Origin of the sequence: Nitrosomonas sp. Nm58 (genome assembly GCF_900107335.1) — a bacterium.
In the GTDB taxonomy this organism is placed as follows: domain Bacteria; phylum Pseudomonadota; class Gammaproteobacteria; order Burkholderiales; family Nitrosomonadaceae; genus Nitrosomonas.
The window spans coordinates 1-19,061 of record NZ_FNPQ01000013.1 but is presented as its reverse complement, the minus strand read 5'-3'; the positions used below and the strand labels follow the sequence as shown (position 1 = coordinate 19,061).

18 protein-coding genes and 2 pseudogenes are annotated in these 19,061 nt (G+C 46.8%); 7 read left to right on the top strand and 13 right to left on the bottom strand.

The features are described 5' to 3' along the window. Window positions 1–16: 16 nt before the first annotated feature. Window positions 17–391: a preprotein translocase subunit SecG gene (gene secG / locus BLW34_RS06880; RefSeq protein WP_090577379.1), complete on the bottom strand. Its 375-nt coding sequence runs from the start codon at window positions 389–391 to the stop codon at window positions 17–19. Between the two features lie 18 nt (window positions 392–409). After that, complete coding sequence (gene tpiA, locus BLW34_RS06875) at window positions 410–1,165, bottom strand: triose-phosphate isomerase (RefSeq protein WP_090577376.1); 756 nt, start codon at window positions 1,163–1,165, stop codon at window positions 410–412. A gap of 812 nt (window positions 1,166–1,977) precedes the next feature. On the opposite strand from tpiA, the gene BLW34_RS06870 reads away from it, so the two are divergent. Further along, window positions 1,978–3,210, top strand: a complete 1,233-nt coding sequence (locus BLW34_RS06870; protein WP_090577374.1) for a CAP domain-containing protein — start codon at window positions 1,978–1,980, stop codon at window positions 3,208–3,210. Between the two features lie 249 nt (window positions 3,211–3,459). Here BLW34_RS06870 and BLW34_RS06865 read toward each other — a convergent pair whose 3' ends face one another. The 5 genes from BLW34_RS06865 to BLW34_RS06845 all read right to left on the bottom strand — a co-directional run bounded on the left by BLW34_RS06865 (window position 3,460) and on the right by BLW34_RS06845 (window position 10,194). Continuing rightward, complete coding sequence (locus BLW34_RS06865; protein WP_090577371.1) at window positions 3,460–4,380, bottom strand: sulfotransferase domain-containing protein; 921 nt, start codon at window positions 4,378–4,380, stop codon at window positions 3,460–3,462. 182 nt (window positions 4,381–4,562) lie between these two features. Next, window positions 4,563–5,348, bottom strand: coding sequence for an LEM-3-like GIY-YIG domain-containing protein (locus tag BLW34_RS06860; protein ID WP_218138802.1), 786 nt, complete (start codon window positions 5,346–5,348; stop codon window positions 4,563–4,565). Between the two features lie 163 nt (window positions 5,349–5,511). Further along, complete coding sequence (locus BLW34_RS06855) at window positions 5,512–5,934, bottom strand: acyl-CoA thioesterase (RefSeq protein ID WP_090577365.1); 423 nt, start codon at window positions 5,932–5,934, stop codon at window positions 5,512–5,514. 50 nt (window positions 5,935–5,984) lie between these two features. Then, a complete protein-coding gene (locus tag BLW34_RS06850) occupies window positions 5,985–7,805 on the bottom strand; it encodes an AMP-dependent synthetase/ligase (RefSeq protein WP_090577362.1) in 1,821 nt (606 codons plus the stop codon). Window positions 7,806–7,869: 64 nt separating this feature from the next. Further along, a complete protein-coding gene (locus tag BLW34_RS06845) occupies window positions 7,870–10,194 on the bottom strand; it encodes an acyl-CoA dehydrogenase (protein WP_090577359.1) in 2,325 nt (774 codons plus the stop codon). Window positions 10,195–10,423: 229 nt separating this feature from the next. Here BLW34_RS06845 and BLW34_RS06840 point away from each other — a divergent pair, with 229 nt between their 5' ends. From BLW34_RS06840 to hpnA, 6 genes are all read left to right on the top strand, one after another. Further along, window positions 10,424–11,332: an MlaD family protein gene (locus BLW34_RS06840; RefSeq protein WP_090577356.1), complete on the top strand. Its 909-nt coding sequence runs from the start codon at window positions 10,424–10,426 to the stop codon at window positions 11,330–11,332. Continuing rightward, window positions 11,329–11,943 (top strand): ABC-type transport auxiliary lipoprotein family protein, encoded by a 615-nt coding sequence (locus tag BLW34_RS06835; RefSeq protein ID WP_090541275.1) that lies wholly within the window; start codon window positions 11,329–11,331, stop codon window positions 11,941–11,943. Before BLW34_RS06840 ends, BLW34_RS06835 begins: the two co-directional genes overlap by 4 nt. A gap of 64 nt (window positions 11,944–12,007) precedes the next feature. Beyond that, the gene (locus BLW34_RS15555; RefSeq protein WP_143002242.1) at window positions 12,008–12,151 is read left to right on the top strand and encodes an LPS translocon maturation chaperone LptM; all 144 of its coding nucleotides are present in this window, start codon (window positions 12,008–12,010) and stop codon (window positions 12,149–12,151) included. Further along, window positions 12,148–13,401: a diaminopimelate decarboxylase gene (lysA, locus tag BLW34_RS06830; RefSeq protein ID WP_090577353.1), complete on the top strand. Its 1,254-nt coding sequence runs from the start codon at window positions 12,148–12,150 to the stop codon at window positions 13,399–13,401. Before BLW34_RS15555 ends, lysA begins: the two co-directional genes overlap by 4 nt. Before the next feature lie 65 nt (window positions 13,402–13,466). Further along, window positions 13,467–14,528, top strand: a complete 1,062-nt coding sequence (locus BLW34_RS06825) for a phytoene/squalene synthase family protein (RefSeq protein WP_256203651.1) — start codon at window positions 13,467–13,469, stop codon at window positions 14,526–14,528. A 43-nt stretch (window positions 14,529–14,571) separates the two neighbouring features. Continuing rightward, a complete protein-coding gene (hpnA, locus tag BLW34_RS06820; protein WP_090577350.1) occupies window positions 14,572–15,558 on the top strand; it encodes a hopanoid-associated sugar epimerase in 987 nt (328 codons plus the stop codon). 39 nt (window positions 15,559–15,597) lie between these two features. Here the strand turns inward: hpnA and BLW34_RS06815 are convergent, their stop codons facing one another. The 6 genes and pseudogenes from BLW34_RS06815 to BLW34_RS15550 form a co-directional block, all read right to left on the bottom strand. Beyond that, the gene (locus BLW34_RS06815; protein WP_090577347.1) at window positions 15,598–16,746 is read right to left on the bottom strand and encodes a class I SAM-dependent RNA methyltransferase; all 1,149 of its coding nucleotides are present in this window, start codon (window positions 16,744–16,746) and stop codon (window positions 15,598–15,600) included. 132 nt (window positions 16,747–16,878) lie between these two features. Continuing rightward, window positions 16,879–17,163, bottom strand: a pseudogene (locus BLW34_RS17355) (transposase). Next, window positions 17,144–17,260: a transposase gene (locus tag BLW34_RS17350; RefSeq protein WP_090577337.1), complete on the bottom strand. Its 117-nt coding sequence runs from the start codon at window positions 17,258–17,260 to the stop codon at window positions 17,144–17,146. The pseudogene BLW34_RS17355 and the gene BLW34_RS17350 overlap by 20 nt, the downstream one beginning before the upstream one ends. 692 nt (window positions 17,261–17,952) lie before the next feature. Next, window positions 17,953–18,306, bottom strand: a pseudogene (locus BLW34_RS16845) (transposase); the annotation flags it as partial. A gap of 97 nt (window positions 18,307–18,403) precedes the next feature. Further along, complete coding sequence (locus tag BLW34_RS06785; protein ID WP_090577328.1) at window positions 18,404–18,754, bottom strand: IS66 family transposase; 351 nt, start codon at window positions 18,752–18,754, stop codon at window positions 18,404–18,406. Beyond that, on the bottom strand, window positions 18,720–18,920 hold the full coding sequence (locus BLW34_RS15550) for a hypothetical protein (RefSeq protein WP_143037879.1): 201 nt from the start codon (window positions 18,918–18,920) through the stop codon (window positions 18,720–18,722). Before BLW34_RS15550 ends, BLW34_RS06785 begins: the two co-directional genes overlap by 35 nt. Window positions 18,921–19,061 lie beyond the last annotated feature (141 nt).

Below are 19,061 nucleotides of genomic sequence, written 5' to 3'. Positions count from 1 at the left end.
ATAAACAACGGCTTAACTACTCAGGTATTTCTCGGGCCTTAGAGGCAGCATCATTTTTTTCTGGCATTTCAGAAGAAGGCGCCGCATCTGATGATTTTTTTGCATCTTGAACTTCAACAGACTCCATCTCAAAACGCCTCATCACACTGGCACTTTCATTTCCACTACCAGAGAAATAAGCCAGTGATAAGCTAGTGATGAAAAATACTGTAGCGGCCAAAGCTGTTGTTCGACTTAAAAAGTTAGCCGAGCCACTTGCACCAAATAGGCTTCCCGCCGAGCCACTGCCAAACGCAGCCCCCATATCTGCACCTTTTCCGTGCTGTAACAGAACTAAAATAATAACTACCAATGCTGCCACCAAATGAATCGACCAAACTATTGTTTCCATTTTCTCTCTATATACAAATCAATGCTGTGCAGCCGAACAGATTGAAATAAAATCGTTAGCAATCAATGAGGCGCCTCCTATCAACCCCCCATCGATATCGGACATTGCAAACAAATCACTTGCATTACTGGATTTGACACTTCCCCCATAAAGGATCTGCACGCTAGCCGCCACACCTGCATTTTGCTGAGCAATCTTGTTGCGTATGAATGCATGCACACTCTGCGCTTGCGCGGGAGTAGCCGTTCTACCCGTACCAATAGCCCATACTGGCTCATAAGCAATAACTGATTGCGCTAACGAATCAATGCTCATTAATTTAATCACTGCATCGAGCTGCTCTTCTATTATCCGTTCTGTTTCACCAATTTCGCGCTGCGCCAACGTCTCACCGACACATAAAATGGGTATCAATCCAGCACACTGAGCTTTCTTAAATTTTTCGGCCACTGTATGGTTATCCTCACCAAATAAAGACCGCCTCTCGGAATGCCCAACAATTACATAACGACATGCAAAATCCAATAACATTTCTGCCGCTACTTCTCCCGTATAGGCACCCAAATCAAATTGGCTCACATTCTGCGCTCCCCAAACAACATGAGTATCTTTCAGAATGAGCTGCACTGCTGGCAGATAAGGGTATGGCGCACAAACCGCACAAACGATATCCGGTAACTCAGTGGTTCCCGTAATAATTGCATTCAGTAACTCCCTGTTCTGAGCCAAATTACCATTCATTTTCCAGTTACCGACAACCAACTTTGCGCGCATCCTCTTTCCCCAAATATCAGAACACGGCATGCTACCCTTGAATAAGCACTGCGTCAATCTCTTGACAAACCATGATTTTAGCAATTCAAACAACCGGGATGAAAGATTCCCTCGTAAAACTTATAAATTGACAAAGTCAACCCTATAGAAAAACACGACTTTTTAGTGACGAGATCTATTAATTCTGAACTGATTGCTGAAATATTGCAATAACTGAGTCCCATACCACTTGGCAATTGCAAGTTCTTGCTTCCAATATACCAATCTTGTCTTATTTGACCAAGCCGTTTAAAAGACAGCGCTTGCGCCGATACCGCATAGAAGCAATGTTTGTTCCTATAAGCTTTACTCAATAGTTAAAACTTTATCAGCCCCAGTGAAGCTTAAATACATTACATTAATAGGAATTCACCTAATGTGACAACCTCCACCGCAATCTCAAGAGACATTCACTCATCCGTGCCAGATTTCTGGTCAGCTAGATCACACACTACCATTCTTGAGCCACTCATGGTATCCAGGAGCAAGCTCTCGTTCACAAGCAGCGCTATAGAAAATTGGCTCCTCGTCAGATGCATGGATATTTCGTTCTTCATAGCTGTGTAGTAACTCCATAAAGACACGAAGACATCCCGTGCATCACAACAAAATGCGTAGCAATAGCCAGAATTTACATCGTGCCCACCTTGTCCAAAGTTACGATGATGACATCATCATCACGTTCCTTATCATGATTGACAGGTTATTGAGTCTTTAGTACTGTCCCTTTCCCTATTCAAATTTCACAAGTCGAACAGACAGGAGTTACTCTTATGTCTCAAGCTAGCGCTTACGAACAATACATGCTAGAACTAATCAATGTCGAACGTGCTAAGGTTGGCGCTCAACCTCTTGCCTTTGATGGTGATTTGAATGAATCGGCAGAGAATCATAGTAGCTGGATGATCGCAACCGATACTTTCTCTCATACCGGCGCAGGTGGATCCAATCCGGGTGATCGCATGAAAGCAGCGGGTTATGTATTCTCTGGCTCTTGGGCTTGGGGAGAAAATATTGCCTGGATGAGCACCCGCGCACCGGCAGGTTTACTGGATGAAGTGGAACAATTGCATGCATCATTAATGAGTTCAACAGGTCATAGGACAAACATACTAAATGACACCTACCGCGAAATTGGAGTCGGTCTGGCGGTTGGTCAGTACAGTAGCTACGAAGGGGCTTTTGTGACACAAAACTTTGCCCGGACTGCATCTCATTCTTTCTTAACGGGTGTTGCATTTGACGACTTGGATGGTGATAATCGTTATGATATCAATGAAGGATTAGGTAGCTTCACTGTCAGCGCCAAAAATAATACAACCGGTACCATCACAACGACGCAGACTAGCCCAGCTGGTGGTTACGAACTAGAACTCGCTTCCGGAAGTTATACAGTCAGTTTTTCTAGTAGTGGATTTACTACAACGACTCAACAAGTTAGCATTAATAGTAAAAATATAAAACTCGATCTGGTCGATCCAATCAGCAGCAGCACCCCATCCCAGCCAGTATCTAACACAATCTTTGGTACATCAGGCTCAGATATACTGATGGGAACTTCTGGCGCTGATGTCATCTCTGGTTCGGGTGGCAACGACAAACTTTACGGTAATGCAGGCAACGACAAAATTGATGGGGGTAGCAATAGCGATAAACTATGGGGTAACGCAGGAGCAGATACTTTAACGGGTGGAACAGGCAACGATATTTTCGTATTCAACGCTTCCTTTATCAGCGCCATCGATAAAATTACCGACTTCTCTCCAGTCGATGACATTATCCATTTAGAGAACGCTATTTTTACCAGTCTAACCACCGGCAGCCTCAACGCTGCAGCTTTCCACATCGGCACTGCAGCGCACGATGCCACAGACCGGATCATTTACAATATGCAAACTGGTGCTCTCAACTATGACGCCGACGGCATCGGTGGCGCAAGTGCCCAGCAATTCGCCCAACTAACCGGCGGGCTTACGCTAACCAATACGGATTTTTACATTATCTAATTAAGTAGAAATTGCAGCTGGAGCAATAGGTAACCACGAGTCATCACCGCGCTCCAGATCATCGCCTCTTGTTTGAAGCTAAGCAGTTATCGATTGGATCATATATCTGGGATAGAGGCTGGTGCTCCTTATAGCAATATTCATTCGGCACGATTTCCCTCACCATGCGATGAGACCATGACGCACTCATTTCTTATCACCGTCAGCGAGATACACGATTAGCGCTTACCCGATTTAAACTCTAAGCGATTAGATCATCCCGCCATTCTCGAGCCATTCGCGACACTCATGGCTAAGAGCCCGCTTGCAAGCGGCATCGTACAGAGCCATCTCTTCCTTAGACAAGATATCACGCCAGCGACCATTCGTACCCTTGTGGAGAAAGGTATTTGCGCCGCCCTTCCAAAAATGACCGCCCCCAGGTGCGTATAGCTCACCTTGACGTTTCATTTCAGTGAACGAAACTGCCTTGATGATCCCAGCCCAGGAGCTCTCGGACACATCGATCTCCAAAAATGCAGCCATGCGGCGGACCTCTCGCTCAGTATTCTCAAGCATATCGCTATAGTGAAACAACTGAATATTCGGCAGGTGACGAAAATCCCACCAGGACTGTACGTTAGAAAGATGCGACCAGTATGGCCAGCCATCAGCCTCCCACCCGAATCCACCACGCGTCATCCAATTTCGCCAGAAGGTATGGATATCATCCGGTGGGCGTGGGAATTCATCACCCTGACGACCAGGCAGCAGATTCATCAACATAAAGAACTCATCCTTCATGCCTGTATAGTGATTCCACAAAGACATGAAAACATCCTTCGCGTCTCGGGCGATGTAGAGATACTTAAATTTCTCGTTGTATAACATGCCATCGAGCGGCAAATGCGTTTTGATAAAGCGACGATGCTTCTGCGCTGTTAGTCTGTTCAGTATCACTTCAAGGGGCATGATCCGCATATCTAGCCACGGTGACATTTCCGCAGGTGCGGCCGGAAAATTTCCTTCTGGAAAGAGAAGATGAGCAACGATGGCTTGAGTCCACGTCGTGCCCGCCTTGTATGACGTCGCGACGATAATATCGTCATCGCGCGGCTCGAAATAATTCCAGCGAGTACTGTCAAAATGATGGTTCTGATAGATACGTGTTCGTTCAGGCAAGATCGACATCTTTGTGACCTATTATGAAAAATGATTTATTGCTAACTTAAGGACGCTTCCAGTTTAGCAGGCATCTATGGATAAAAATAAAAGTGTTTATAGAGCAATGGTTTTATCACCGATTCATTCACCTTGTGATGCTATAGTGCAATAGAGACAGACATGCTGAAGAAGAAGCATATCCTCTAGTTTCATGGTTCTCGGCCTAATACATTAGCGATCAACGATTTAACGGAGTCGTGTCCCCAAGTGTACTTGATCGGGTTTGCTGCACCGCGCCTGCTGAATTTGTCGGGCACACGCTTTCTAACGTAAAGATCCTTGATGTTTTTTGGCGCCTCGACTCCGACGAACCCAAAGCGACCGGGCACTCCGTTGCCTTCTGCACGACCGGGGAAGTTCGTCGGCGTCGCCTCCAGCCACTTATGAGCGATGAAGGCGTCGATGATCAGTCCTTGGATAGTGGGAAGGATGACTTCCGCCTCCTTCGCCCTTGTGACGTCGATCCTCCACGCGTAGCGGGTGGCGTCGTACAGCGACCACTCCGTGGCGCTTCTGTTGACGCTAATGAGCAGCGCCTTGTGACAGAACACGGCCGGTTTCGCAGAGTAGCGGCGAATGATCTCTTCGGCGTGCATGACCCCGTAGTCGCCGCCACCGGTTCCGTCGACGATGTTGGTGAGGCCCGGGTACGCGTCGATGAGGGCGGCTTCAACTTCGATGGCAGTTCTCTCATCCATGCCATGGCGATGAATGACGTGAGCAACTTCGAACCCAGCAAGACGAATCTCTCGAATTCGCTTCAGTTTGTTGTCGATCTTGTCACCCTCGAGGCCCTGCTCGTCTCGGATGTGGCTGAATACACGATTGCCTTTGCCCTTGCCAACGTAGAACGTCTCACCGTTGCGCGGGTCGATCAGTCTGTAGACGTAAGTCTTCAGCTCGGCAGCCACGTCCGCAGGAAAGGAGTCAGTCACTCGTGTCCTCATATTCCTTGCCCGCCGAGCGAATAAACGTCCGAAATGACGCAATCTATTACAGCAAATTCCATGATATTTCCTTATTTTCCTATAACAATGAGTCGAATTAACTTTCAATAACAAATCTTGTTAGATCCACAGATACGATGAACAAGCCAAATTATTCCCTCGGCACCACTCTTGGTCGCCGATTATCATCGATAGCCACGTAAGTCAGCACCGCTTCGGTCACTTTGATGCAAATCTCTTCCCCCCCTTCCCGTGCACCGCGCTGGGCATAGACCGACACAGCGACAGCGATCGAGGTGCGCCCTATCTTAACGATATCGGCGTAAAAGCTGACGATATCACCCACAAACACAGGCTGTGCGAACACAAAGGAATTGACGGCCACGGTTGCGACGCGTCCGTGCGCGCGCCGAATAGCGGGGATACTGCCAGCCATATCGACTTGCGACATAATCCAGCCGCCAAAAATATCACCTGCATAATTGGTATCCGCTGGCATCGGTACCGTACGCAATATGGGTTGACCTTCTGGTAAAGAAACATGCAGTGCCGGGTCATTCGGAAAGTTGTGCATTGTTGGCTTAAAACTCACTCAATATGATTCGGAAAATCGTCCATTTTCTATCAGTGCCCAGCATATAGATGCTTTATCTCATCCTTATAGTGCTCCAGAATTTTTGATCGCTTCAATTTCAAGGTAGGTGTCAGCATTTCATTCGTCACTGTCCATAGTTCAGGGATTAAAGCAACACGATATATTTTGGCATACCCGGGAAATTCATGAATTTTCCGGGTAATTATTTCCAGCACGACTTCTTTTGCCTGCTCATTTTTCGCCAGCTGCTCTGGGTCTGCCGCCACTTGGCATTGTGCAGCAACCCTTTCCCAGCCACGCTTACTCAATACCACCAATGCGCTCAAATAAGAGCGTCCTTCCCCTATAATCATGACTTGCTCGAACATTGGATCCTGCAGAATAGCTGCCTCCATATCTGCTGGCGGCACCTTCTCACCTGTGGACGTCACGATGATATCTTTCAAGCGTCCGGTAATCGTGATTCGCCCTTGCTCATCGATACTGGCAATATCCCCCGAATTCAACCAACCATCATCGGAGATGATCGCTCGAGTGGCTTCCGGATTATTCCAGTAGCCCAGCATGACATTAGGGCCGCGAACCAGCAAGGCACCATGTTCACCCAGCTTAACTTCCACACCCGGAATAGGCTGACCCACGCTGGAAGGAAGATTATTATCCAAGCGATTGGCACAGACCACCGGGCTACTTTCAGTCATTCCATAGCCCTGCAATATCGGCAATCCTAGACCAATAAAGACACGCGAAATTTCAGGCGATAATGCTGCTCCCCCACTCATCGCCTGCTGTAAACGCCCCCCCAGTTTATCCATCAATTTACGCGCCACCAGCTTGTCCAGCAGTGGCCACAGCAAATGGGATAAATGCCAGGAATCACGCTCTTGCTGATACTCAAACCGGCTGTAACCTACTTCTACTGCCAAATCGAATAACTTTCTAGCCAGCGCCGGCCCTTCTGCCAGTTTCGCGCGTATCCCCGCATACACGCGTTCATAGATGCGGGGAACGGAGACAAGAATGGTTGGATGAATCGTGAGTAAATCTTCTTGCAATAATTGAATTGAACGAGCGTAAGCAACTGTGGCGCCGCACATCATTGGCACATAATAACCAGAAGTACGCTCGAAAGTATGCGAGAGCGGCAGAAACGAAAGCAGGAGATCATCAGGTGTCACGATGACAACCTGGGCAGAACCATATGCATTGGTCAGGATATTATGGTGACTAAGCATGACACCTTTGGGGCGACCAGTCGTTCCGGAGGTATAGATGATTGTTGCCAGGGCATGTGGATCCGTATTCAGATGCTGAGCATCGCTCCCCTGCTCCGGCAACCATTTACTCAATGCAATCACTCGATCATCCTCCGCTTTATACCTATTTTCCTCCAATAAAGTCATGATTACGATGCGCGACAGCGCTGTGAGCTGATCCTGTACTGACGAAAACACCTCCCACTGGGCCAGTTTCTCCACCAGCAGCAATTTGACACCCGCATTCTGCAGACAATAAGCTGCATTCTCAGCGCGATCTTCGGTATAAAGCGGCACAACAACCAGGCCCAACCCTAAAGCTGCCTGCTCAAACATTACCCATTGTGAGCAGTTTCTGGACATCACTGCAACCCGATCACCGAGAGATAAATTTTCTCGTGACAACGCAGCTTGCCACCTTGCGACAGCTCTTTCCATCTCAGCCCAGGTATAATCACGCCATTCTTCAGTAGTATCATCGTAGTCACGATACGCCACTGATTCAGGAGAACGACGCACCCGCTCTCCGAATAAACCATCAAGTGTTTTAGCAACCTCCACTGGAATGACATTCGTATGCTGACTACCCCTCACGTTTTCTCCCTGCCTCTATTAACTAACTGCGATATTCACAGGAGCCCGATCTCGCCTCCTGTTTCTATGATGTTGCCTTTGCCGTTTTTCCAAAATCTGGCGGAAAATCATCAACCATGATGACCTGGCGTCGTAATAATTTCATTTTCTCAAGCAATACCGCTTCCTCCTGAAGGAGAATGCCTCGTTCTAACGCCTCGGTGATTATTTCCTCGTTCCGTGCGACAAGCTGTCCCGCCTTGGCAGCGCTACGCAACTTAGCTTCGATCGCCTCACATGCAATAGCACATTCCAGCGCCTGCTCCAGAACAACTAATGGTTCATTGTCAGCAGTTGGAATATAAATCCCTGCTGTCAGACGATTACGCACCTCTCCAGGCTCCAGGATTAATCGGGCAACTCTATGCGAGAGCTCATCTGCAGGAAGCGAATATCGTTTACCCAATGGGAATATCAGGAAACGCATCAAACCACGCATTAAAAAGTGACCAGAGAAGTTTCTCAGAAATTCATCGAAGGCTTGCTGTATGCGATACAGTGCATCCTGAATAGACCAATGCAGCAGCGGCAGATCTGAAACAGGACGCCCATCATCTTCAAAACGCTTCAATGTGGCAGAGCACAAATACAACATGCTGAGAATATCGCCGAGTCTTGCGGATAATCTCTCCTTGCGCTTGAGCGATCCTCCCAGCTTCAGCATGGCAATATCAGTCACTAAAGCAAACGCAGCAGAAAATCGGGTTAATTGCCGGTAATAATCAACCGTATCACTCAGAACACCCTCTGGTATCTCTTTAATATACCGGCTGGTTAGACCAAAAAAGAAACTACGGAAAACGTTGCGAATACCAAAAGCGATGTGTCCCATCAATGCCTGATCGAATGCAATCGAAGCACGCTTCTTGTCTTGATCATTAGCCGCATTGATTTCTTGCAACGCATAAGGGTGGCCGCGAATCGCACCTTGGCCGAAAATAATCATGTTTCGCGTCAGGATATTGGCGCCTTCAACCGTAATCCCAATCGGAGTCTGTTGGTAAGTGCGGGCTAAATAATTACCCGGCCCCATACAAATGCCTTTACCACCCAGCACATCCATGGCGTCATTGATTGCCTGGCGGCTGCGCTCAGTCAAATGGTATTTAACGATGGCTGAAATCACCGAAGGCTTTTCACCCAGATCGACTGCACCTGCGGTCATGACTCTGGCAGCATCCATCATATAGGTATTGCCAGCAATTCGCGCCAGTGCTTCCTCTACGCCTTCAAAAAAACCAATGGGTATCTTGAATTGCACACGCACCCGCCCATAAGCACCACTCGTACGTGCAGCCAGCTTAGCCGCACCAGTACTGGTAGCAGGCAGAGAAATCGAACGTCCTGCAGCCAGACAGTTCATCAACATCCGCCAGCCGCTACCCACTCCCTCACGTCCACCAATTACCCAGTCCATTGGAATGAACACATCCTTGCCAGAATTCGGCCCATTCTGAAATGCCCCATTTAACGGAAAATGACGACGACCGATATTGACGCCTGGTGTATTGGTAGGAATCAACGCCAGCGTAATGCCGAGATCTTCTTCATCACCGAGTAGTCTATCTGGATCACGTAACTTGAATGCCAACCCCAGGATGGTCGCGACCGGCCCCAATGTAATGTAGCGCTTTTCCCACGTAACACGCATGCCTAGCACGTCTTGCTGGCCATTGTACTCACCTCGACATACGATACCCAGATCAGGTATTGATCCAGCGTCAGAACCTGCTTCAGGTCCTGTCAAAGCGAAACAGGGCACCTCCAATCCTTTTGCCAAACGAGGAAGATAATGATTTTTCTGTTCCTCCGTTCCATAATGCAACAATAATTCAGCTGGGCCCAGTGAATTGGGCACCATCACCGTTATTGCTGCCGTGTTGCTACGCGAACTGATTTTCATCACCACCTCGGAATGTGCGAGTGCTGAGAATCCATATCCTCCATACTCCTTAGGAATGATCAAACCGAAGAATCCATTATCCTTTATAAATTGCCAGGCTTGCGGTGGCAAATCATAGCGCTCATGGGTAATATGCCATTCATCCAGCATCGCACAGAGATGCTCGACAGGCCCTTCCAGAAATGCCTTCTCCTCTGGACTGAGTACAGGTTTGGGATAAGCCAGTAATTTGTGCCAGTCTGGTTTACCGCTAAACAAATCTCCTTCCCACCATACCGTACCCGCATCAAGCGCTTCCTGCTCAGTCTGCGAAATCTGAGGAAGAATTTTCCGGAAAATTCTCATTATAAGATTGGAAAAAATGTGACGACGCAAGAAGGGAATCACCAGAATAGCCACTACGATCGCAATCAGCGAAAGAATCAGCAATAAAAAAGACAGGAGCATCATTTTTTTCCTGTAAGGATTAAGATTCTGACTACACTACCGTAGAAAATGCTTGTGTCAAGCCTCACTGCATAGAAGTTTTCAATAATCTATAAAATTCTACTGAGGTATTGTAGAATCAACTCAGACCAAGAACACAAGTAAGTAGTAAGTATCAATGTCTGATTTACCCCCTGACCTAGCGTCATAATACCTACATACTTCAGTATTCATTTCATTAGGACTGTAAATGGAAAATCGAGCCCATGCGCTTGCAGCGGGTTTATTCGTAATTATCCTTGGCATGGCAGTGGCAGCTGCTGTCATGTGGTTTAGTGACCAGAAGATCCTGCATGACCACTATTTACTGGTATCGGAAGAGGGATCCGTGGCGGGATTGAATCCTGAATCATCGGTCCGCTATCGTGGTGTGCCCGTGGGTAAAGTCGAAGACATTTGGTTCGACCCGAATAATCCAAATCTAATCTTGATCCGCATTGCCGTAAGCAGCAATATTGTCTTCCCTAAAAATATCTATGCACAATTAGCCACTCAAGGATTTACCGGACTAGCCTTCATCGAATTAAATATCGAGGGCAAAGAACCACATGACGAACGGCTATCCCCTGATGTGCGCATCCCTTTGCGTCCTTCTTTTATCAAGGAATTATCCAGTTCATTCGAGGATTTAGTCAAAAATTCCAACCGGGCAATCGAGCGCATCAATTCACTATTAAGTGAAAAAAACCAAACACAAATCAACGCTATTCTGACAAATCTTGCACAAGCTATCCGCCGTTACGACAGTTTGGCAGATCAGTTGCACTCAGGCATCAAATCTCTACCTGAGCTAGCCACCGAAGCAAGCCTGGCACTGAAGCAGACCCATCAACTCCTCTCAGATATCAATCAGGCCGTAGTAAAAATCAATCAACAAGATGGTCTGGTAGATGGATTGACACAAAATAGCCAAGAAATCGCTGATACTTTGCCGAAATTACGAGAGATCAGCACCGCCATTATGCAAAGTACCCACCACATCGACCGTATGCTGCTTAAACTAGAAGAGCAACCGCAAAGCTTGCTATTCGGCAGCCCTCCCGCTTTGCCTGGTCCAGGAGAAAGCGGTTTTGTGCCACCTCGGAAAATAGCGCCATGATCAAATTCGTTATCGTGTTCTTGTTGCTTGCTGGCTGTACGTTAACACCTAAACAGAATCTTCCAATGGCCATCTATGATTTAGGCCTGCAGCAATCTACCGAACATCATAGCTCAATCCCCTTTAACACGAGTATTCTGGTAGCAGACGTAACCGCCCCCATATGGCTGGATAATCAAGCAATACAGTATCGCCTGACCTATCATGATCCGGCACGATCCTATGCCTACGCCAACAGCCGCTGGGCTGCTTCACCTGCAAAACTGCTCACCCGACGAATCAAAGACTACCTTGTTACTCATCAAGGTATTACTAGTAGTCACGATGGTTTAAAAGCAGACTATGCTTTGCTCACTGAGCTTGAGGAATTTACTCAGGTATTTGATCATCCAGACAATAGCCGGGTCATTATTCGATTGCGTGCAAGCCTAATCGAACGAAATACACGCATGTTACTCGCTCAAGAAAAGTTTTCCAGCATACAAGAGGCTCCTTCCGCAGATGCTGCTGGGGCAGTTGCCGCATTGATCTCAGCAAGCGATACGATATCGAATGAGTTAATCAAATGGCTTATAGACAACCTAGCAGAGAAGAATTCTGTCAAGAAATAATGGTCGCCTATCGCGTTTCAGTGACGCTCTTGTGATAATATCCATTACTTCCTTATTTTTCTATATGCATCACGTGCACCTACTTTATATCGTTGTTTTATTGCCTCTCTGGTTGACTGCTTGCGGTCTAAAAGGGCCGCTTTACCTTCCACAAAACGAAGCCCCTCCAGCATCACAATCGTCTCAGGATGAACAAACAAATCAATGAGCGGGTTTACATCATTTACATATCAACATGGCCAGCTTTACGCTGAAGCAGCTTCCTTGGTCGATATTGCCAAGGAATTCGGCACGCCTTGCTATGTTTATTCGCGTGCAGCATTGATTGCTGCTTACCAGGAATTCGACCGCGCCTTTGCAGACCATGATCATCTCATCTGCTACGCAGTCAAGGCCAACTCCAATCTCGCCATTCTCAATATGCTTGCCCGTCTGGGTAGTGGCTTTGATATCGTTTCGGGTGGTGAATTGCTGCGTGTATTGAAAGCTGGCGGTGATCCCCGAAAAATCGTGTTTTCGGGGGTAGGGAAAAATCAGGATGAGATGCGTGCGGCATTAGCTGCAGGCATCCTTTGCTTCAATGTCGAATCAGAAATGGAATTATTGAGTCTTAACCAGCTTGCAAAGGAAATGAATAAAGTTGCGCCGGTAAGTCTACGGGTAAATCCTGATGTCGATGCTAAAACCCATCCTTATATCTCAACGGGCCTCAAGGAAAATAAATTCGGTATTCCCATGACTGAAGCCGAACGAATTTATGCAGCAGCCCACGAATTCACCCATGTTCACATCACCGGTTTGGATTGCCATATCGGCTCGCAGCTCACTGCAATCGATCCATTTATTGAAGCCAGCAATAAAATGCTGAATTTACTGGATCATCTGGAAAAACAGGGATTACACATTGAGCATCTGGATCTGGGAGGAGGTTTGGGCATACGCTATAGCCAAGAATCGCCACCATCAATCAAAGATTATGTGACGGCGTTATGTAACAGCGTTGGTCAACGTAAACAACGCATACTCATTGAGCCTGGCCGATCGTTAATCGGCAATACAGGTCTATTACTGACTCGTGTCGAATACCTTAAGCATGCTCCCCACCGGAATTTTGCCATTGTGGACGCTGCGATGAACGATCTGATGCGCCCAGCTCTGTACGATGCTTACCATGAGATATTACCGGTCGTTAAAAAACCAGGCGATGTCAACACTTATCAGGTTGTAGGTCCTGTCTGTGAAACCGGTGATTTCATTGGACACGACCGTAAGCTAAACTTAACAAAAGAGGATTTGCTGGCCGTCATGTCTGCGGGCGCCTATGGAATGAGTATGAGCTCGAATTACAATACACGCCCACGTGCAGCGGAAGTCATGGTGGATGGTGACACAGCCCATTTGATTCGTGCACGTGAAACAATAGAACAGCTTATTGCCTCTGAAAAGATACTGGACTGAAACCAGCCATGAATCAGTATAAATAAATCCCCTGTTGTATTTGTGACAAAAAGCTGCATTGATTTATGACAACCCATACTATGACTAACCCTGCCAGCATTGAAGATAATCATTATCAGGAGCGCATTCTGCAGGGGGTTTCACGTACTTTTGCACTAACGATCCCACAACTTCCCCTCTCACTCTATCAAGTCATCGGCAATGCTTATTTATTATGTCGTATTGTCGATACCGTGGAAGATGATAATGGTTTATCGTCTGAGCAAACCCGCAAGTTTGCTGAAATGTTTATACAAGTTGTTGGTGGAAATGTTACTGCAGAAGCATTTTCAAAAGAATTATTTCCATTGCTCTCTGAGCATACGATTCCTGCCGAGCAGGATCTGATCAAAAATACGCCTGCGGTGATACGCATTACTCATAGCTTCAATCCTATTCAGCGCAAGGTATTAGAACGCTGTGTTCGCATCATGGGACAAGGCATGGCTGATTATCAGGACACTGAATCGCTGGCAGGATTAAAGGATTTAGCGGCGCTTGATCGGTACTGCTACCATGTTGCAGGTGTTGTGGGTGAAATGTTAACCGAATTATTCTGTGATTATTCGGAAGAAATCAATCGCAACAAGCCTACTCTCATGAAATTAGCCGTTTCGTTTGGCCAAGGATTACAGATGACCAATATCCTGAAAGATATCTGGGAAGATAGAAAGCGCGGAGCATGCTGGTTGCCACAAGACATTTTTAAGAAAAAGGGTTTTGATCTCAATGACTTGCAGCCAGGGTGCACTGACCATCGATTTCATGATGGTCTTGGCGTATTGATTGGAATTGCTAAAGCCCATTTGCGCAATGCGCTTACTTATACCTGCATGATCCCCCCAAGGGAAACGGGAATACGCCGCTTCTGCCTGTGGGCACTGGGTATGGCCATTCTGACTCTGAATAAAATCAACCAAAACCGCTCTTTCATCGAAGGCACTCAAGTCAAGATTTCACGCCGGAGTGTCAAAGCAACTGTTCTAATTACCAGCGCACTGGCCAGTCAAGACTGGGCGTTGCAACAAATCTTTACATTTACCTCAAGACAACTCCCCGAAGTAGATATTTTAGGCAATGAGGTATAAGCTCTAAACTATACTATTAACTTCATATTTGCTTATAACTACTATGAAATCTCTGGTAACTGGCGCAAATGGTTTCGTTGGCTCAGCAGTTATAAGATGCTTATTAGCCGCTGGCCATGAAGTACGTGCATTCGTCAGACCGGGGAGTGATCAGCAAAATCTCACGAAACTCCCTATTGAGACTGTGGAAGGTGATTTGCGCGATGTCACTTCATTAAAGCGTGCAGTAACAGGCTGCGATAGCCTGTTCCATGTCGCAGCCGATTACCGTCTTTGGGTACCCAATCCAGCCATCATGTACGACGTAAATGTCAGCGGTACCAGAGCATTGATACTCGCCGGCGCAGAAGCGGGCATGAACCGTATGGTGTATACGAGCAGTGTTGCCACCCTGGGATTGAATCCAAACAGCTTACCGGCAGACGAAGAGACACCCTCCAACCTTGCCTCAATAGCCGGGCACTATAAGCGTTCAAAATTTCTAGCTGAACAAACCGTACAAGAACTCGTGCGTGAACATCAATTGCCATTGGTCACGGTCAATCCATCCACGCCAATTGGTCCGCGCGATGTCAAACCCACCCCGACAGGACGCATTGTGCTTGACACGCTGCACGGGAGAATGCCTGCCTACGTCGATACCGGGTTAAATGTCGCTCATGTTGATGACATCGCCTATGGCCACCTACTTGCACATCAATACGGAAAACCTGGCGAACGTTATATTCTGGGTGGTGACAATATGACATTGCTGCAAATACTCCAGACCATCGATGAAATCACTGGTAAACCAACTAAGCGAAAAAACATTCCGGTCAAAGTCATGCTACCGATCGCTCATACGATGGAGATAGTCGCAAAAATTACCAATACTGAACCTCGCGCCACCGTTGATAGTATTCGGATGGCAAAAAAGAAAATGTTTTTCACTAGCGCCAAAGCGGCTCGTGAATTGGGATATCAATCCCGACCAGCCATAGATGCCATTAAAGATGCAATAGACTGGTTTAGGCGTGCCGGTTATTGCTAAGATTTGTCAGAAAACTTCCTCTGGCCGAAATCAAGCTCTTTATTTTTTCAACACCGCAAGCGTTTCAACATGGGGTGTATGCGGAAAAAGATCAACCAACTGAATCTCAGTGATCGACCAGCCTTTCTTTGAAAAAGCCCAGGCATCGCGGGCAAACGTCTCAGGATCGCAAGAAATGTAGTAAATCGTTTTCAATGCAATAAAATGCTCAAAAAAACCTTTCATGTTTTTGAGTCCAGCGCGCGGGGGATCAAGCACCAATGTATCCGCATCTGCAATCCTCTTTCGCAGGATCTTCCAGATAAAGGGCTTGAACAAATCAACCGGTCGGGCATCCACTTTGGCCAAATTCTTTGCTCTGAGCAGTTTGATGGCATCAAGTCCCGATTCATAAGCAATCACTTCGCTACATGCCGACTCTGCAATTACTTCGGTGAAATTTCCGGAGCCGCAAAATAACTCAACGACCTTACCTACTCTGGAATTTTCCTTGAGCTTGGCACGCAGCCAAGATTTTATCCATTCATTTTGTGTGGTATTACCCTGCTTGAAAGGTCTCTTTTGATTGAGTCGAATGAGCTCAGCCGGAAAATCATCATCCAGATCAATGAAATTCCAATCATAGCCAGTGCCAGGTAACCAATCTTCGCGCGGCAAACTCGCCAGCATCCCTTTCAAAAGATTCCTACAGGTATCATTGAGCACCATGCAATCTCCCACCGGCGCGATATTGTGGGAGCCTTCAACTACAAAACCTAATTTCTCACCATCAGTTTTAACTTGGAAACGATTACGATAACCATACAGATGGGGAGAAGGTTGTACATTAGACACATTCAATTGTCTCGTCTCGAATCCGATTCTCTTCATTGCATAAATCAGGCGATTTCGCTTTTGCTCAAGCTGACTTTCATAATTGGCGATCATCCAGGGACAACCCGAACAAGAATCCTCATTGGAGCCAAGAAAAGTACATTCCGGTTGTTGCCGCTGAGCAGATGCACTAATGAGTTGAAGCAGTTTGGCATAGCCATATTTCTTATTGTTCAGCGGTCGATTGATGATCTCAAATTCACCCCTGTCTCCTGGCCATGCACCAAACACAAAATAGGAAATGCCTTCCTCTTCATTTCTGGCCACACCCAGCCCTTTTTGTGATAAATGAGTTACTTCACTTGTAAATTTCATTATTGCTTATGAGTTTCTATTTAACGTGAGTTCGACATAAGGATCACATCAGCACGACTGGAAAAGCTTGAGAGGGTCTGATATTAAGTGAGGTTTTTTTCTCCCGGAATGCGTAAGCTATCAGTCCAGCTATCAGATTAACAAAAAAGTTAAATAGGCGCGGCGATGACGAGAATGCTCGATTTGCGAGATGTTTTTCAGTTGGTCGTTGACAGTCTCCATGATCGAACGCTTACACAACAAAAGTTTGTCAAACAGCGGCAGCAGCTTGGTGACGAGTTGCATGCCCTCCTCCCAGAGTTACCCAAAGAGCGGCTGGGAGATGTAGCCCCGGTCACCAAATAGTTTCCCAAATAAGGAACGTGCCAGCTCTGGCGCCGGATCACGATCATCGACATTACCTGCCGTTATTTTCACGCTCAGTAATTCCCCCCTGGTGATTAATGATTAAGTGCAGCTTGAATCCATAAAACCAATCCACGCTGGTCTTTCCCCTGGCAGCAAACGCCGCCATCACTTTATATGACTAAATGCGGCGATTGTGACATGCACTGATTCTGGTCGAATCAATGAAGCTTATCCCACTGCAGCGCCCAAAGCGGCTGATCAGAAAACAGCTCAAGGGCGCCAGCGGTAGGTGTCAACGTACTTTTCGCCTGAATACATCATTTAAGCCACTTTTTTCATCGTAGTTTCTGGTTGCGCATTACTGGGATTAAGCCTGACTGTAGGCACGTACAACCAGTCTCTGGTTTTTCCCGGCCAACGTTTCGGATGTTTCTTTTTTGCATTCTCATATCATAGAGGCATTTTCGCTGTTCAAGAATAGCGAAGTAATCGGCCGGATGCCGCAAATCGTGCCGAAGAAACACAAAGTAGCTAGATTATAACAAAGTGAGATGTGGCGCTGCAGAAGACCGATATAGCGATGGTGCATATTGCCCGCAGAATAGCGTGGTCATGGGTGACGTTATCGACATTGGTGAATTGGCTCGGCGGTTTATAGCCGCAGGGACGATATCCTGTTTGAGAGAGTGCGCTAGACAACGTACCCGATGCAGCGTCACATTTCACAACGAATGGATCTGTACCTTAGCTCCGAGTAGCGCCTCTACCACCTTAGCGAAAGGTTGGCCTTGGTTCCAGCCTCGGCCAGAATACATTGCATTTGCCGCAATTCTGCTGCACAGCCTCCGGGCACAAGAAGAGCGCCCAGACGATCCGTTACCTCAGCGGTTGTGACGGCAATCGCATGGGGAAGTCTTTGTGTATCGACCGCAATGTGGAGCTTGATCCCCAACACTTTCTTTCCTACATTATAGCCCTTCACATTAGCACTATCCGTGTTTTTTTACACTTTATGCGTAGACACGGTCAAAAAGCTCGCTCACTAGACAGCATTCGCCATTGGCACCCATTTTTCAGCAAATACAGGATGCCGCAAAATACTTCATATAAATCAACCGTTCTTGGCTTCGCCTGCTTGCGCACGCTCTCCAACAGAGGCCGGACATCTTCAAATGCCTCTCGGCTAATATCGCTTGGGTATCTCTTCGTCATCCCCAGAGTCTACGACATTCACACGATCGTGAACAGGCTCTTAGAATCAAACCGAGTGAACGCAAAAAGATTCTCTATTATGGTAATCTATCCGTAACTACTTACCCCATATTTTATGAGCTTCGCCAGCCAACGCTATTTGAATAGCGATAAGAGGGTTATATCCTCTATTGGCCATGGATTGCAGGTAGCTCGAAATTCGGCAACAGGTATGAGCGTATTCGCTGACGCTGAAGCAACCCGAGATCTTTTGTTTGACCTTTGACATTCTCAAGTCACGCTCTGCTCTGTTATTGGTAAACGATACATGCGGGTCTTTAGCAAACAGTAGCACCGCTGCTTCATGAATTTTCAGTCTTTCCCAAAGATTATGTGCATCAGATTTGGCAAACTTACCGCGTTTACCATGGGGTTTAGGTAGGCTGATCGGCAGAGTTCTTTTCAGCACGCGTTAAGATATTCCGGTAACGTCTTTGCAGATTGGCGAACGTTTTGTCGCTCAAACGCTTTTCCGTGCTTTTGGAGGCTTCTTTGCAGGCCGCCTGTAGCAGGCATTTCATATTGTGTGCCCAGGCATAGTTATGCGTGTCAACGATAAAAGTCAGTTCACGCAATAAATGTGATCCGCACAGTCCATGACTGCAGTGAGGATACAATAAATAGTCGGCCCTGCAAAATTCACCCGGCTGCTAATATAGATTTAGCATGCCGAGTATTCACATCAACAGTCAGAAGTTCGCTCCTGATAGAATTGA

What these genes read in the sequence shown, in the direction of transcription:
- BLW34_RS06855 (WP_090577365.1), bottom strand. Translation starts at nt 5,934, where the DNA reads ATGCACAACTTTCCGAATGACCCGGCACTGCATGTTTCTTTACCAGAA.
- lysA (WP_090577353.1), top strand. Translation starts at nt 12,148, where the DNA reads ATGAGCGGGTTTACATCATTTACATATCAACATGGCCAGCTTTACGCT.
- BLW34_RS06845 (WP_090577359.1), bottom strand. Translation starts at nt 10,194, where the DNA reads ATGCTCCTGTCTTTTTTATTGCTGATTCTTTCGCTGATTGCGATCGTA.
- BLW34_RS06815 (WP_090577347.1), bottom strand. Translation starts at nt 16,746, where the DNA reads ATGAAATTTACAAGTGAAGTAACTCATTTATCACAAAAAGGGCTGGGT.
- BLW34_RS06825 (WP_256203651.1), top strand. Translation starts at nt 13,467, where the DNA reads ATGACAACCCATACTATGACTAACCCTGCCAGCATTGAAGATAATCAT.
- BLW34_RS06870 (WP_090577374.1), top strand. Translation starts at nt 1,978, where the DNA reads ATGTCTCAAGCTAGCGCTTACGAACAATACATGCTAGAACTAATCAAT.
- tpiA (WP_090577376.1), bottom strand. Translation starts at nt 1,165, where the DNA reads ATGCGCGCAAAGTTGGTTGTCGGTAACTGGAAAATGAATGGTAATTTG.
- hpnA (WP_090577350.1), top strand. Translation starts at nt 14,572, where the DNA reads ATGAAATCTCTGGTAACTGGCGCAAATGGTTTCGTTGGCTCAGCAGTT.
- BLW34_RS06865 (WP_090577371.1), bottom strand. Translation starts at nt 4,380, where the DNA reads ATGTCGATCTTGCCTGAACGAACACGTATCTATCAGAACCATCATTTT.
- BLW34_RS06840 (WP_090577356.1), top strand. Translation starts at nt 10,424, where the DNA reads ATGGAAAATCGAGCCCATGCGCTTGCAGCGGGTTTATTCGTAATTATC.
- BLW34_RS06835 (WP_090541275.1), top strand. Translation starts at nt 11,329, where the DNA reads ATGATCAAATTCGTTATCGTGTTCTTGTTGCTTGCTGGCTGTACGTTA.
- BLW34_RS15555 (WP_143002242.1), top strand. Translation starts at nt 12,008, where the DNA reads ATGCATCACGTGCACCTACTTTATATCGTTGTTTTATTGCCTCTCTGG.
- BLW34_RS17350 (WP_090577337.1), bottom strand. Translation starts at nt 17,260, where the DNA reads ATGGCGGCGTTTGCTGCCAGGGGAAAGACCAGCGTGGATTGGTTTTAT.
- secG (WP_090577379.1), bottom strand. Translation starts at nt 391, where the DNA reads ATGGAAACAATAGTTTGGTCGATTCATTTGGTGGCAGCATTGGTAGTT.